Raw genomic sequence first — 15,517 nt, forward strand, 5'->3', positions numbered from 1 at the left:
TTTCGTTGTTCGACCCCACCGAGACGGGTGGCTATACGGGCAACACCCTTGCTCCACAAGCAGCGCTCGAACGGGTGCTCGCCCGGCAGTTTGATGGTTTGGACATTTTGAAAGAAATCTGCAGCGCAGTGTTGTCACAACATCTTGCCGCCCGCTACGAGGGTCCGTTGGGTGTGGACATGATGTTGGTAAAGACGGCCCAAGGCATCATGTTGCACCCGTGCATCGAGGTGAATTTGCGTCGCACCATGGGGTATGTGGCACTCGACGTGGCACGTGCCGAATATGACTTGCCCTCGGTGCTGAGGCATTGTTCGGGTGATTTTTATTGATGTGAATGCAAAAAGATGTGTGTTTTGTTGGGATAACTTGTTATATTGGGTATATTTGCAAACAAAATATTGCAATTTATAATCTAACATCAAATAAGCTATGAAAAAGTTTATCAAGTCGTTATCCCTGTTCGTCATGCTCCTTGTTTTGGCATCGTGTTCACAATCGAATGGTAAATTAAAGTATTTGCCAGTACAGTTGGTTGGCTCCGAAATGTGGAGTATAGTAGACGTGGAAACAGGAGAAGTTATACTGAAAGATGAGTTCAAGAATTGTCCGTCTGTGATTGTTAATGACATCTTTTATGTAATGAATGGTGATGGTAAGTATGACTTCTACAATGTGAATGATGTAAAGAAACCTCTGAACAAGACTTCGTATAAGGAGGTTACATGTTTTAGTAATGGCTACGCATTGGCTGTGGAAGATGGAAAAACTATCAGCGTGATAAATGCTGAGGGCAAACAAGTGGCTTCGATGCCTACCAATGTGAAGCGTTGTGGCACATTCTCAGAGGATGGGGTGGCCATTGCCCAATTTACAGATGACAAATGTGGTCTGGTAGATACAAAAGGTAAGAAACTGTTTGATAAATCGTTCGACGGGATTGTGTCGTACAATGATGGTATAGCCATTGTTGTAAAAGATGGAACCGTGGAGGACGTGACCTATACGGTGATAGACAAATCGGGCAAGGAACTGTTCTCGAAAAAGAAGAGTGACTGCGATATGAGTGCTTCGATTTATAACGAGGGGCTGATTGTAGTGAAGAAGGACGACAAATGTGTGGCGCTTGACAAGAAAGGTGAGCGCAAAGGTAATGTTGGCAACTCGTCTTCTGCATCACGACGTGTGGACAATGGACTTATCGTTTACTATGATGGTGAATCGTATGGTCTGAAAGACAAGGACATGAATACGCTCATTCGAGCCAAATATGACGGACTTGAGGAGATGCCTGATGGCGTGTATGATATGCCGGCATTGTTTGTTGCAGCAAAAGGCGACATGATGGGCGTAATAGACAAAGAAGACAAGGAAATTGTACCTTTTGATCAAAAGGTGGCAATAGTGTTGGACGAGGACCGTTTCCTTGTGGGCAACGAGAAAAGTTGTGCCATTGTTGATTTGAATAACAAGGATGTGAGCAAGGACAACTTTAAGAAAGTATCAACCGAGTCTTGTTATTCGGTAACCAGCAACTACTATGATGCAGAGGGTGCAGCCAAGAATTTGGCATGCTATATTACTGCCAACAGTTGTTTCGATGCAAAAAGCGGTGATGTGTTTAAGAAGTTTGTTGGCAAGGCAAACTCGGCCGAGAGTAGTGCGGGCAGCTATTATGTGAATGACAATAAAGATGGTTTCAGTTTGTCTTATGAGTTTGAAGAACCTATAGCAGTGTCTATGCCCAAATATAGCACATACGAATTTTGGGGCAGCACTTATCGCTATCAGTCGGGTTATAACTATAATTATAACATGAACAGCAAAATAGCCGCAGTGCGTGCTGTGTTTGATGTGAGCGAGTATGCCGTTAATTCGGAGGAACGGTTTGTGGCAGCATTTGAAAAAGAACTGAACAAATTGGGCTTTAAGGCCTCTACTCCAGGCATATACCGTCACCCTAAGGGTGCGGCAATCAGCGTTGGCTATGAAGAGGGGGAAATAACGATGCTGTATGTGTTTAACGGAAAGAACTTGACAAAGGCTCTTGAAAGAGTGCCAAGAGATAAGGTGAAGACGGAGACACGTAGCACGGACTATGATGAAGTAGACTCGGCAGCTGCCGATACGATGATGGTAGATTCGACATATGCAGACTCAGCTGCATATTATGAATAGTTGGAAATAATAATAACAATTTGCCCCAACGTACCACAAGTGTGGTATGTTGGGGCAAATTGTGAAATATGACATGCCAGTGTTGGCATGGTCACGTTTTATAGGTCAATTACAAATGACTGCATGGTGCGCAGGTCGATGCTCCAAAGTTTGTTGACGAGTGGCTCGCCATAGCCACATATCAGTTGCAGCGCCTGCTCGGCCAACACGCTGCCTACAACGGCAGGGGTCATGCCAACCACTTGCTTGCCAGGGTGCGGAATGTGCTCGTCGGGGTAGAGGTCGCGGTAGTGACGCGCATTGCTGCCGCCAACATTGAATATGGCTGCCTGGCCCTCAAATCCGCACACGGCACCATAAAGGTAGGGTATGCCGGCAGCGCGGCAGGCATCGTCGATGATGTAGCGTGTGGCAAAATTGTCGCAACCGTCAATGACCATGTCGTATTGGCTGATGATGCTGGCGGCATTGTCGCTCGTCAGGCGGAAAGGGTAGGGCTTGAGGCAGACCTCGGAGTTGAGGCTGTGCAGGCGTTTGACAGCTTCGTCAATTTTGGGCTGGCCAAGCTGCTCCTCGGCATACAACACTTGGCGGTGCAGGTTGCTGTTGCTTACCACATCATCGTCCATCAAACCTAATGTGCCAATACCTGCCCCCGTAAGGTAGAGAGCTATGGGCGAACCGAGTCCGCCAACGCCAACAAGCAGCACGCGTGCTTGTTTGATTTTAGCTTGTCCTTCGGGCCCTATTTCGGGCAACATGAGTTGTCGTTCGTAGCGCATGGTGCTCAGGCTTTAACTTTGAAAGTGCGGTCGAAACTCTCGTCCCAATCCTTCCATACGGGTTCTACCCCCATTTGTTTAAGCGCCCCGGTTACTTCGGGCACGCTGCGCGGGTCGGTCACCTCAAATTGTTCGAGCGCGTCCTTGTGTGTGGCATAGCCGCCAGGTTCAGTCTGGCTGCCGGCCGACATGGTGGTCACGCCGAGGGTGGCCATGTGGTTGCGGAAGTCGGGACTCTCGCGTGTGCTGTATGATATGTCGACGTCGTGGTCGAATATGCGCATGGCAAAGGTGAGTTGTGCCAACTCTTTGTCGGTCATGACACAGTTGGGTTGGAACCCGCCATTTTCGGCCGGACACATACGTGGAAAGTTTACGCTGTATTTTGTGCGCCAATAGTGGCGTTGCAAGTAGCGCAGATGGCGTGCCATCATGGTGAGGTCGGTGCGCCATTCCTTTTCAAGACCTATCAGTACGCCCATGCCAATAGAGTGTACGCCGGCCTGGCCCATGCGGTCGAAACCGTTGACGCGCCATTCAAACTTCGACTTCATGCCACGTGGGTGGTAAAGTTTGTAGTTCTCGCGGTGGTAGGTCTCCTGAAAGCATATCACGCCATTCATGCCGTGGTGGGTCAATTCTTTGTAGTCCTCGGCACTGAGCGGCATTACCTCAATTTTAAGATTTGAGAAGTAGGGCTTTGCCAAGTCGAGTGCCTTGGCCAGATAAGGCGTGCCGGCCAAAGCAGGATTTTCGCCTGTTACGATAAGCAGGTTTTCGAACGGGCCAAGTTGTTTGATAGCCTCATACTCTTTCACCATCTCTTCGGGGGTAAGAATGGTGCGCTTCATTTTGTTAGCCACGTGAAATCCGCAATAGACGCACGAATTGGTGCACGAGTTGGTCAGGTAAAGCGGAATGAACATAGACACCGTGCGCCCAAAGCGCTCCTCGGTGTAACGGCGTGACAGGCGCGCCATTTGTTCAAGATATGGTTCGGCTGCGGGCGATATGAGCGCCATGAAGTCGTCGACGTTGCAATGCTCCTTTTGCAGGGCGCGCAGCACGTCTTGTTCTGTTTTGGCAGCGATGGCGGCAGTTGTGTCGTCCCATGAATATTTTAGTAGTTCGTCAGAAAACATTGAACGTGAACTTTAGTTGAGAAAAGAGGTGAGGGGAGAGCTTGCTTCGGCTTCGAAGCTATGAACCTGTGCGGCCAGTCCGGCTTCGAAAGCCTGGCGTCCGGCCTCGACAGCCTGTTTGAAAGCCTGTGCCATTTGTGTGGGGTTGCCAGCAACCGCTATGGCTGTGTTGACCAAGCAGGCCGAAGCTCCCATCTCCATAGCCTCGGCAGCGTGGCTCGGTGCGCCAATGCCGGCGTCGACCACCACGGGCACGTTGGCTTGTTCGATGATGATGCGCAGAAAGTCGCGCGTTTGCAGTCCGCGGTTGGTGCCGATAGGGGCGCCAAGTGGCATGACGGCTGCGGCACCGGCCTCCTCAAGGTGCTTGCACAGGGTGGGGTCGGCCTGGCAGTAGGGCAGTACAACAAATCCCATCTTTACAAGTTCCTCGGTGGCTTTGAGCGTTTCGGTGCTGTCGGGCAGCAAATAACGTGGGTCGGGGTGAATTTCGAGTTTCAGCCAGTTTGTGCCGAACGCTTCGCGCGCCATTTGTGCTGCGAACACAGCCTCCTCGGCGTTGCGCACGCCGCTGGTGTTAGGCAGGAGCTGTATGCTGTCGTTTTTGATGTGTGACAACATGTCGTCGTTGTCGTCGTTCAGTTCGATACGCTTCATGGCCACGGTAACCATTTCGGTGCCCGAGGCGGCAATGGCCTTTTGCATTTCGGTGTTGCTGCGGAACTTGCCCGTTCCGAGGAACAGACGCGAGTTGAACTCGCGGTTTGATATTTTAAGCATGATGTGTGTTATGCGTTGGTGGAAATAGTTGAGTTGACAAGTTGACAAGTTAACAGGTAAGTTAGCCAAGTATTATTTAAGCTTCTTACCATTCAGACTTTAACATAAGTAGTTTTACTTGTTAACCAGTCAACCTGTTAACCAAGAAAATCTCCAACAGGTTGTGTGTTATAAAAATAGGGGGAATGTGATGTGTTACGATATCCCAACAACTGCGGGGTATAAGTTTGCCGGCAGATGCGTGTTTATCCGCCACAAGCAGCCTTGATAATGGTGATTTTAGCACCGGCTGTGAGTGGAAAATCAGCCCATTGTGTGCGTGGCACCATTTTGTTGTCAACGGCAGCGGCCACGCCTTGTGCGGGCATGCCGAGTTGCTCAATGAGTGTAGAAAGTGTGGTAGCTTGTGTATCCACCTCCTTGTTGTTTACAAATACTTGCATAAGCTGAATGTATTTTTAATGTGGTTATGCGAAGTGCAGAGGAGGGTGTGTAATGAAACGGCGTTCTGCCAGCGCTTGATGTAAAAAGGGCAGAAATGGGTCACACAATGCCTACGGCAGCATTAACTGCGTCAGGTCGTAAGGGTATAATCTCAGCCGTTGCCGTAAGGGCATAACAGCACCCCTTTGTCTTCACACTGCAAAAATACGGCAAGTAAGCGAATGTGCAAAGTACTTGCGCACATTTTTTTTGACGTTTTGTCGCTTGTCCCTCATGTTGTGACGACAATATGGCATAAGAAAGGTCATTTTGGCAGATTACAAACGTATATGGGCATTGGCACGGCAGTTGCAAATAGTAGGGCGTTCGCCGAAAGGCCGAAAGGCCTGGGGCGGACAAGAAACATTAAACATTAAAACAACAAATAAAACACATACAATTATGACACGTTATTCACAAGATTGGCTTCCTAATGTATTTGGTAATTTCTTTGACGACAATTATATGCCACGCGTTAATGCCACGGCGCCTTCGTTCAATGTAGCTGAAGACGACAAGAGCTATACCGTAGAGGTGGCTGCTCCTGGCATGACGAAGGACGACTTCAACATTCATCTTGACGAAAATGGTGACTTGGTTATCAACATGGAAAAGAAGAACGAAGAAGAAGAGAAGAAAGGCAAGAAGTATTTGCGTCGCGAATTTGCCTACACCAAATACGAGCAAACACTTGTATTGCCTGACGATGTTGACAAAACAAAGATTGCTGCTGAGGTAAAGCATGGTGTGTTGAACATAGAATTGCCTAAGGTGGCAGAAAGTGAAACTAAGGTGGCTCGCGCCATTGAGGTTCACTAATCAACATTATTAGCATATAGAATATACGCCCCTGGCTTAGACTTTTTGCCTTTTGGAGTCTGAGCCAGGGGCGTACTTTTTGTTATTGCTTATATATAACAAAGATGATATTTGAACTTTGTTATATAGATGCGTGACGCTCACGCTCAAGTCGAATGGCGTCAGCACTCCCATCACGGTGGTACAGAATTAAGTTTGGCGTCACATCACCATTTACTGTAAACCACTAAACGCTACCAGCAAACGCAAGCACTAATGGGGGCGACGCGTCTCGCGTCGGGAAAAATGCAATGTTCTTACACTAAATAATGGTTCGTTGGCAGCACTAATTACACGCCTGTCTGTGAGCCTTTGCCTAAAATTCCGACGCGGGACGCGTCGCCCCCATTAGTGTTAGCGTTTGGTGCTTGAGTCCGATCGTATACGTTTTGCCGGACAGTTCCCTTTGCCAGAATGGCAAACAAGTTGAGATAATAGCAAAGATGATATTTGAACTTTGTTATATAGAAGCAATAATCACCAACACAAATTGGTTTAGTATAAAAGCGTTGCAACGGTCTCGCTGAGGCATTGCACCCATCAAAAGAGGTGTGCAACTTGTACCCAAATATTTGCACCCTCCCCGTCAGCCTACTTGTAAATGAATGCGTGTGTTTTCACTGCCATCTTACACTTTTTGTACGTAACAAGTTGATATACAGATGTTTCAAGAGTGTAGGATAAGTTCAAAGTATCTTACACACCCCTACATACATCTTACACATCACACCCCGCTGCCCCGCAGTCGGTTTTGTCGTATGCGGTGGATTGTACACCACTGGGACGTAGAAAAATCAGTCGGAGCAACAGACTTTTCTGCTCCCCTATGCTGTGATACCGCCCTCCCGTGCTTGTGCCGTGTGGCAGCATGAGGGGTGTGCAGGTTGCGTGTAGGTAGATATAGTAGCATCTTACACTAATTAAAGTGTTGATAGTCAATGAGTTGCAATGCGTTAGTGTAAGATGTAAGATGCTCGTCGTGTAAGTTGTTGTAGTATGGTAAAAGGTCCCAAGTGCAACTTATTAGTCTTGGTTCCTTTTATAAATTATTACTGTTCGCATGATTACATTTCACCGGACAATATTAGTAAATAGAATCTGCGCCCCTGGCTCAGACTTTTTGCCTTTTGAAGTCTGAGCCAGGGGCGTATTTTTTATAAGTAGGAGACGCGAGCTACGTCCAGTGATTTAGCATATTTATGTAGCACAATAAGTTTTGAATTTAGTCAAAGCGGGGAAAGCAGTTGCTATTTGATTTCGACAATGGAAAAATACCTATATATGGGTATGGAATTGACAAAGATAATAGAGTATTTTTGCGTCGTAAGAAAGGAACATATAAAACTTCTTGATGAAATCTTGAGAGTTGACTTAGATATTATTCTTTACTTCTAAAATTTTAAGACAATGAAAAAAATAGTATTTGTACTTTTGTCCTTATTAGTGCTCAACGCATGTAGCAATACAGAGGATTTTGACAGTGTCTCTTCTCAAAAGAAATATAGTCATACGGAAACGAATTTGGATAAAGCAATCTGTACAGCTACAAAAGCACTGCAGGAAATGAGTCCATACACAAGAAGCCATAAAGAATGTACTTTTAAGAATGCTTACCCAGTTTTATCCAAAAGAATTGCAACACGGTCGGGAAATGCAGACACTGACACTCTGTTGTATTTGATAAATTTTGATCAGGGATTTGCTATCATAGGAGCGCAAAATTGCACCGACCAGATTTTTGCCATTTCGGATAATAGTCAAATCAGTGTTACTGATACTATAACGAACCCTGTATTAGCGAAAATGATAAGTTCTTATGCTAAATTCGTGGAGGATAAATCCTCAAGCAAAAAAGTTATAGACACGCAATCAGAGCCTATAATAAATGTTTTGCAATATATGCCTCCATTGGTTCAATCGCAATGGCAACAAGATGATGGGTTCAATGCGCTATTCCCAAATAATGAAAATGTAGGTTGTGTCCCTGTGGCAGTAGCGCAAGTGTGTTATTACCATAAGAAGCCTCAAAGCTTAGATGGGTATCAGTTTAATTGGAATTTGATGCAAAATATAAAGAATTCGTCCAACTTATTCGTTTATAGTAATAGTAATGAAGAAGCAAGTAAACAAGTCACGCGCTTTTTATATGAATTAGCTAAAAAAATGGGAACTAACAATGGATCTACATATAGAAGAGAAATACTACCATGTCTAAAATCAATGGGATATGAAGCAAGTCAGTCTGCATTAGACATCAATACTGTAAAGTGGGATATATTAAACGGACGTGAGCCAGTTATTCTATGTGGTAATGTATCTGGTAATAGTATTGGGCATGCGTGGGTTGTTGATGGATACAGAGAAACAGAAACAAAGATACCACATACCAATAATGATGATTATGATTATCAATATGATTATTATTTACATTGCAACTGGGGATGGGGTGGAATAGCCGATGGATATTACAAGTATGCTAATTCAATGGGCCTTTTTGATTTTGATACAACCCATGGTGCAGATTGGGGAGGTAATGGAACTACATCTAGATATGAATTTACAGATAATCTTATAATGTTTTACTATATATATTGATTGTGATGAAGCAGATTTTATTTCTCATATTTTCATTTTGTATGCTTTGTGTGGGTGTCTCATGTAGTAATGAAGATATTCCTGATATGCTAATTGGTCCTACGAATCCGATTTTCAAAAAATACGATTGCAACGAGCAAACTGATACTTTTTCAGTTCAAGCTACAACTAATCTTCATGTAAGTCAAATCATGGATTTAGACAACAAGAAGGAACTGATTGTTTCTAATAATGATGGAAGCACGCTTCAGTTTGAATGGATAAAGGTTCGATGTGCACAAAATAAGTTGATTTTATCGTTATCAAAAAATAAAAGTGGAAAGGAACGCCGCATGTGGATTCAATTAAATGATTCTTCTGATTACTATGCGGATATATGTGTTACACAAAGTGGAGAAAAATAACTCTGCTTAAGTTGCGGGTAAAAACATAGGTTCAAGATAGAAGTGCAATCATGGTGCCTCACTCATCTTCGGAACGTCGCGGAGAGAGCAAGGAAAGAGGTGGCTATGATTGCACTTCTATCTTGAATCTATGCATCTCATGCAAAGCGCTATGTCGCAATTTATTGCACAAAATAGCCATAAAGCCAAAATTATGCGTAATTTTGCCATCTACCATAGTATGCTTTAATAAAAAGATGACGATACGTAAATGTTTACTCCTGATAGTTGGCGCGTTGATGAGTGTTTGCATGCAAGCACAATCAACGCTCTATGAGCGGTACATCAACCGTTATTCGGCCATGGCCGTTGACCAGATGCAAAGGTATGGCGTGCCGGCCAGCATCACCTTGGCACAAGGGTTGCTCGAGAGTGCCGCCGGTACCAGCCGTTTGGCTAAAGAGGGAAACAACCACTTCGGCATCAAGGTGGGCGGCTCGTGGAACGGTCCCTACATGGTGATGGCTGATGACCGCCCCGACGACAAGTTCAGAGTGTATCATTCGGCAAACGAGAGTTTTGAGGACCACTCAAAATTTTTGCGTAACAACCGCCGCTATGCTTCGCTTTTCGACCTCAACATCAGCGATTATAGTGCCTGGGCCCATGGCTTGAAACGGGCAGGGTATGCCACAAGTCCCACCTATGCTCAGGCGCTGATAAATGTGATTGAAAAATATCGCCTTGACAGTTATGATATGTCGCGTCGTGAAAGTCGCGAGTGGCGGCATGAGCACAAGGAAGAGCAAAAGATGCAGGGACGCGTCAAGGGACGCGAGATAAGGCGGTGCAACAGCCAGTATTACATTATAGCCCGGGCTGGCGACACTTATGCCTCGATAGGCAAAATGCTCAAGGTGAAGGAAAGCAAGTTGCGTGCATACAACGATGTAGACCGAAGCTACAGCTTGAAGCAAGGCGATGTGGTATATCTTGGCAAGAAGCGCAAAAAGGCCGATCCCACCATGAAGCGCCGCTACCATGTGATGGAGGCCGGCGAAAGTTTGTATTCAATAGCGCAACGATATGGCATCAGACTGAGCTCGCTCTGTAAGATGAACCCCATAGGGCGCAATTACCACTTCCGCGTGGGCGATGAAATCAAAATAAAGTAACTCAAGTTTCGGATTTAACTTGAACGGGCTGAAGGCCCAATGAATTCCATAGCCCAAGGCAGCACCTTGGGTTATCAGCAAGAAGAAAAGTGACGCTCTGTAAGGGCAAAAGTATGATGAAGTGTTTCTACTTCTGCCCTTACAGGGCGTCACGACCTCGCTCAATTTCACCCAGGGCGTTGCCCTGGGCTAAGTAAATACTTGGGCTTTTATTGACATCGTCGGCTGCGGCTCAGCAATTCAAGCAAGCTTGATTGCATTCGCCTTGCACGATGATTCAGCCCGCCCTTGTTAAATCCGAAACTTCAGTAAAATAAGAAACAACACAAAACATGACGACAGGTAACAAGCAACATACAGCATTCTCATTTGAAGTATTGCCCCCACTGCGCGGCAAGGGCATGGAAAGCATATATCGCACCATAGACAATTTGATGCAGTTTAACCCCGTATGTATTAACATAACCACCCACCGTGCGGAGACAATTTACAGCGAGATGCCCAATGGCGCATATCAAAAGTTGAGCGTGCGCAACCGTCCGGGAACGGTGGCCATTGCTGCCGCCATTAAGGAACGCTATCATGTGCATACGGTGCCGCATATTATATGCAGTGGATTTTCGGCAGCCGAAATTGAGAGCGAGTTGATAGACCTTTCGTACCTTGGTATAACAGAACTGCTGTTGCTGCGTGGCGACAGGGCAAAGGACGAGAACCGCTTTATACCAAGCCCCGGCGGTCATGCCCATGCCATAGAACTCTGCCGTCAGGTGAACGACTTTAATGAGGGAAAATTGCTCGGTGGTGTGGTTACCACCCCATTGGAGACCCCCTTTGCGTATGGCGTGGCCGGTTATCCTGAAAAGCATGACGAGGCCATGAACCTCGACACCGATATAGAACACCTGAAGGCAAAAGTCAAGGCTGGGGCCAAACAAATTGTGACGCAAATGTTCTTTGACAACAGCAAGTATTTTGCTTTTGTAGAGCGCTTGCGCAGGGAGGGTATTGATGTGCCGGTAGTGCCGGGACTGAAACCGCTCACCACGCTCAACCATTGCACCATGTTGCCCAAAACGTTTCATATAGACTTTCCGCAAGAATTGGCCAGGGAATTTGAAAAGTGCCGCAGCAATGCCGATGTAAAGGAACTTGGCGTGGAGTGGGGCATACAGCAGGTGCGTGAACTGAAAGCTGCCGGGGTGCCAGCGATACATTTTTACACCATGAACGCAGCCTTCTCTACTGAGCGTATAGCCTCAGCCACATTCTGACTTTTGCAAGGTGAGGCAATGCCAATGACAGGCCTCACCATTCTTTTTGAGTAAAATAAGCTGCGGCTCGGCATAACATTCAAGCAAGCTTGATGTTCTGCGCTCGCCTTGCATTATTTTTTAGAAACACGTATGCCCAGACATAAACTATCAGACTTAACACAAGCCCTTGACCGCCGCATTCTCATACTCGATGGCGCCATAGGCACAATGATACAGCAGTACAACCTGACTGAGGAGGACTTTTGTGGCACCCTGTTCACAAATTGGCCCGTCAAGTTGAAAGGCAACAACGAACTCATAGCCCTTACCCGCCCAGACGTGTTGCACGACATCTGTCGCCAATACCTTGAGGTGGGGGCAGACATTATCACCACCAACACATTTAGTGCGCAACGTGTGTCACAAGCCGACTATCAGACGCAGGACTATGTGGAGCAGATAAACCGTGCCGCAGCACGAATAGCCCGTGAAGAGGCTGACCGCATGACCACACTGACGCCCGACAAACCACGTTTTGTAGCAGCCTCGATAGGCCCGACCAACCGCACATTGTCCATGTCGCCCGATGTGGAGAACCCAGCATACCGTGCGCTAACGTTTGACGAGTTGTGCGATGCTTACGAAGAGCAAATGATGGTGTTGGCAGACGAGGACGTTGACCTTTATATTGTAGAAACCATATTCGACACACTCAACACCAAAGCCGCACTTATGGCGGCTCGTCATGTAAAGGAGCGCACGGGCAAACACATACCCATCATGTTGAGTGTGACCATAGCCGATGCCTCGGGGCGTACCCTGTCGGGGCAGACTCTGGAAGCTTTCCTGGCCTCGGTACAACACGACGAGGACATATTGAGCGTGGGCCTTAATTGCTCATTCGGCGCAGAGGATATGCGCCCTTATCTGCGCGACTTGGCCAACATAGCACCTTATTACATCAGTGCGCACCCCAATGCCGGACTGCCCGACGAAGAGGGTGTGTACACCGAAACGCCACAGCAAATGGCCGATGCCATGAAGGGCTTTGTAGACGATGGTTGTGCCAATATATTGGGCGGGTGCTGTGGCTCAACGCCCGCTCACATACAAGCCATAGCCCAGATGGCCGAAGGCCGCGCCCCGCGCAAACGTCCGGCCGAGGGCAAAATAGACTGGCTCTCGGGGCTCGAAGGCTTTACCCCACTGCCTGGCACATTTATGAATGTGGGCGAGCGTTGTAATGTGGCCGGCAGCCGCAAGTTCTTGCGCTTGATAAAGGAGAAACAATATGACGAGGCCCTTGGCATAGCCCGCAAGCAAGTGCGCGATGGCGCCACGCTGCTCGATGTCAATATGGACGACGGACTGCTCGATGCGCAAGAGGAGATGTGCCACTTTCTGAACCTCATGGCCTCAGACCCCGAGGTGGCACGTATCCCCTGGATGATAGACTCCTCGCGCTTCCCCGTGGTTGAGGCTGCGCTGAAGTGTGTGCAGGGCAAGTGCGTGGTCAACTCCATATCGTTGAAAGAGGGCGAAGAAGTTTTCCTTGCTCATGCCCGTACCATCAGGCAGTATGGTGCCGCCATGGTGGTTATGGCTTTTGACGAGGTGGGGCAGGCCACCAGCTATGAACGTAAAATCGAAGTGTGCGGCCGCGCCTACAAACTGTTGACAGAGCAGGCCGGCGTCAATCCGCACGACATCATATTCGACCCCAATGTGCTCACCGTGGCAACGGGCATGAAAGAGCACGACCGCTATGCACTCGACTTTATCGAGGCCACACGCTGGATAAAGCAGCATTTGCCGGGCGCCCATGTGAGTGGGGGTGTGAGCAATTTGTCATTCGCCTTTCGTGGCAACAACTATTTGCGCGAGGCCATGCACGCCGTGTTCCTCTACCACAACATGCAAGAGGGCATGGACATGGGCATAGTCAACCCAGCATCGAAAGTGATGTATGGCGACATACCCGCTGACCTCTTGGTACTGATAGACGACGTCATATTGTGTAAACGCGATGATGCTGCCGACCGTTTGATAGAAAAAGCCCAACAGCTGCTTGCCGAAAAAGACAAGGCACCCGCCACACAGGCCGCGCCACAGGTTGACCGTTCGGGCATAGCGCTTGAGGAGCGTTTGAGCACAGCCTTGCGCATGGGCGACGACGAATATCTCGAAGCCGACTTGCACGAGGCCTTGACAGCGTATGCTGCACCCGGCGACATCATTGAAGGGCCGCTGATGAAGGGTATGCAACTCGTAGGCGACTTGTTCGGGCAGGGCAAGATGTTTCTGCCACAAGTTGTCAAGTCGGCACGCACCATGAAAAAGGCTGTGGCCATATTGCAGCCCTACCTCGAACAAAGCAAACAGGCCAATGCACAGAGCAACGGCACTTATCTTGTGGCTACCGTAAAGGGCGATGTACACGACATCGGAAAGAATATTGTGGCGGTGGTCATGGGGTGTAACAACTTTAATGTGATAGACCTTGGCGTTATGGTGCCGGCAGACCAAATAGTGCAGGCAGCCTTGGCAGAGCACGTCGACTTTATAGCCCTGAGCGGCCTTATCACCCCTTCGCTTGACGAAATGTGTCACACCGCCAAGGCGTTGGCCGATGCGGGGGTTGACAAACCGCTGTTTATTGGTGGCGCCACCACATCAGAGCTGCACACAGCCCTGAAGATAGCACCGCTTTACAACGGCCCTGTATTCTACGTGAAAGACGCCTCAGTCAACGCTGTGCTGGCCATGCAACTGATGGGCAGTGAGCACGAGCATATCGTTGCCAATAACGCGCGCCGTCAGGCCGAACTCGTGGCCGAACATGATGCCAAAAAACGCAAGCAGGCGGCAGAACAGCAGGCGGCAGCAGCAACGGTGGCAGACGCAAGGGTAAGCGTTTGTAATTGTGCCGAGCACAACCACAGTAACCATGCGCATGACGCCGCCGACGACTTGTTGCACATTGATTGGGCAAACGAGGTTTTGCCGCGTCCAACCTATATGGGGTATCACACCCTGCCGCATATTTCGATAGCCGAAGTGCGCCCTTACATCAATTGGGTATACTTCTATAATTTATGGAAGGTGCGCCGCAACACCGATGAGGCACGTCGCATTCAGGCTGAGGCCGAGGCGTTGCTCGACGAGCTCGAAAAACGTCATTACATGCAGGCCGAGGTAGGTTTCTATCCGGCATACGCCACCGGTCACAGCATAGTATTGCCGGGTGCCGTGGGTGGACGCGACCTCGAGTTGCCCACACCGCGCCAGGCACGTCCGGCAGAACAGGGCGCACCACGTTTGGCACTGTGCGACTTTGTGGCACCACGCCCATATCAGGACTATATTGGCGTGTTTGCACTGACCGTGTCACCCTCGTTTGCCGAGGAACTGGAGCAAGTAAAGCAGCAGGGCGACGACTATCACGCCTTGCTCATGCAAGGTGTTGGCGACCGCTTGGCCGAGGCCACCAGTGAATGGCTGCATCGCGAGGTGCGCACCAAGCTTTGGGGGTATGCCCCCCACGAACAACTGTCTATGCAAGATTTGGCCCGAGCTGCTTATCAAGGCATACGTCCGGCTGTGGGCTACCCCTCGCTGCCGCAGCTCAAACTGATATTCCCCGTGAGTAAATTGCTGAACTTTGATACATTGAACATGCGTTTGACCGAGAATGGTGCCATGTATCCACAAAGCAGCATTTGCGGTTTGTATCTGAGCAGTCCGCACGCCAAATATTTTGCAGTACAGTCTTAAATTATCAGAAAACAAGCAAAAGAGGCTACTTTTGCCGTGGTGGGGTGTAAACCTCAACGGCAAAAGTCACTACCTTTGCAAAAAGATCATTCGGAGCGCGCAGGCGCGTTT

The 15,517-nt window shown here is 48.2% G+C and carries 12 protein-coding genes and 1 riboswitch; of the genes, 8 read left to right on the forward strand and 4 right to left on the reverse strand.

The window, feature by feature from the left end; all coding sequences use genetic code 11:
* Window positions 1-5 precede the first annotated feature (5 nt).
* Entirely contained in the window at window positions 6-332 is a 327-nt protein-coding gene (locus BQ5453_RS07585) for a hypothetical protein (RefSeq protein ID WP_071122719.1), read from the forward strand.
* A 100-nt stretch (window positions 333-432) separates the two neighbouring features.
* Window positions 433-2,178, forward strand: coding sequence for a WG repeat-containing protein (locus tag BQ5453_RS07590; RefSeq protein ID WP_083361158.1), 1,746 nt, complete (start codon window positions 433-435; stop codon window positions 2,176-2,178).
* A 98-nt stretch (window positions 2,179-2,276) separates the two neighbouring features.
* Here the strand turns inward: BQ5453_RS07590 and BQ5453_RS07595 are convergent, their stop codons facing one another.
* From BQ5453_RS07595 to thiS, 4 genes are all read right to left on the reverse strand, one after another.
* Window positions 2,277-2,960, reverse strand: coding sequence for a HesA/MoeB/ThiF family protein (locus BQ5453_RS07595; RefSeq protein ID WP_071122721.1), 684 nt, complete (start codon window positions 2,958-2,960; stop codon window positions 2,277-2,279).
* Window positions 2,961-2,965: 5 nt separating this feature from the next.
* Complete coding sequence (gene thiH / locus BQ5453_RS07600; RefSeq protein WP_022101024.1) at window positions 2,966-4,102, reverse strand: 2-iminoacetate synthase ThiH; 1,137 nt, start codon at window positions 4,100-4,102, stop codon at window positions 2,966-2,968.
* Window positions 4,103-4,114: 12 nt separating this feature from the next.
* A complete protein-coding gene (locus tag BQ5453_RS07605; RefSeq protein WP_022101025.1) occupies window positions 4,115-4,882 on the reverse strand; it encodes a thiazole synthase in 768 nt (255 codons plus the stop codon).
* A gap of 245 nt (window positions 4,883-5,127) precedes the next feature.
* A complete protein-coding gene (gene thiS, locus BQ5453_RS07610; protein ID WP_071122722.1) occupies window positions 5,128-5,325 on the reverse strand; it encodes a sulfur carrier protein ThiS in 198 nt (65 codons plus the stop codon).
* 91 nt (window positions 5,326-5,416) lie between these two features.
* Window positions 5,417-5,521: riboswitch (TPP riboswitch) on the reverse strand.
* A 246-nt stretch (window positions 5,522-5,767) separates the two neighbouring features.
* Here thiS and BQ5453_RS07615 point away from each other — a divergent pair.
* The 6 genes from BQ5453_RS07615 to metH all read left to right on the forward strand — a co-directional run bounded on the left by BQ5453_RS07615 (window position 5,768) and on the right by metH (window position 15,406).
* Window positions 5,768-6,184 carry an Hsp20/alpha crystallin family protein gene (locus tag BQ5453_RS07615; protein ID WP_022101027.1) on the forward strand — a complete coding sequence of 139 codons (417 nt, stop codon included), beginning with the start codon at window positions 5,768-5,770 and terminating at the stop codon, window positions 6,182-6,184.
* A gap of 1,446 nt (window positions 6,185-7,630) precedes the next feature.
* Window positions 7,631-8,818, forward strand: a complete 1,188-nt coding sequence (locus BQ5453_RS07620; RefSeq protein WP_022101448.1) for a C10 family peptidase — start codon at window positions 7,631-7,633, stop codon at window positions 8,816-8,818.
* Window positions 8,819-8,823: 5 nt separating this feature from the next.
* A complete protein-coding gene (locus tag BQ5453_RS07625) occupies window positions 8,824-9,222 on the forward strand; it encodes a hypothetical protein (RefSeq protein WP_235860052.1) in 399 nt (132 codons plus the stop codon).
* Between the two features lie 236 nt (window positions 9,223-9,458).
* Entirely contained in the window at window positions 9,459-10,376 is a 918-nt protein-coding gene (locus BQ5453_RS07630) for a glucosaminidase domain-containing protein (protein WP_022101446.1), read from the forward strand.
* A gap of 332 nt (window positions 10,377-10,708) precedes the next feature.
* A complete protein-coding gene (locus tag BQ5453_RS07635) occupies window positions 10,709-11,650 on the forward strand; it encodes a methylenetetrahydrofolate reductase (protein ID WP_071122724.1) in 942 nt (313 codons plus the stop codon).
* A gap of 132 nt (window positions 11,651-11,782) precedes the next feature.
* A complete protein-coding gene (gene metH / locus BQ5453_RS07640) occupies window positions 11,783-15,406 on the forward strand; it encodes a methionine synthase (RefSeq protein WP_071122725.1) in 3,624 nt (1,207 codons plus the stop codon).
* The last annotated feature ends 111 nt before the right edge of the window (window positions 15,407-15,517 follow it).

It is taken from the genome of Prevotellamassilia timonensis (assembly GCF_900106785.1).
Taxonomy (GTDB): Bacteria; Bacteroidota; Bacteroidia; order Bacteroidales; family Bacteroidaceae; genus Alloprevotella; species Alloprevotella timonensis.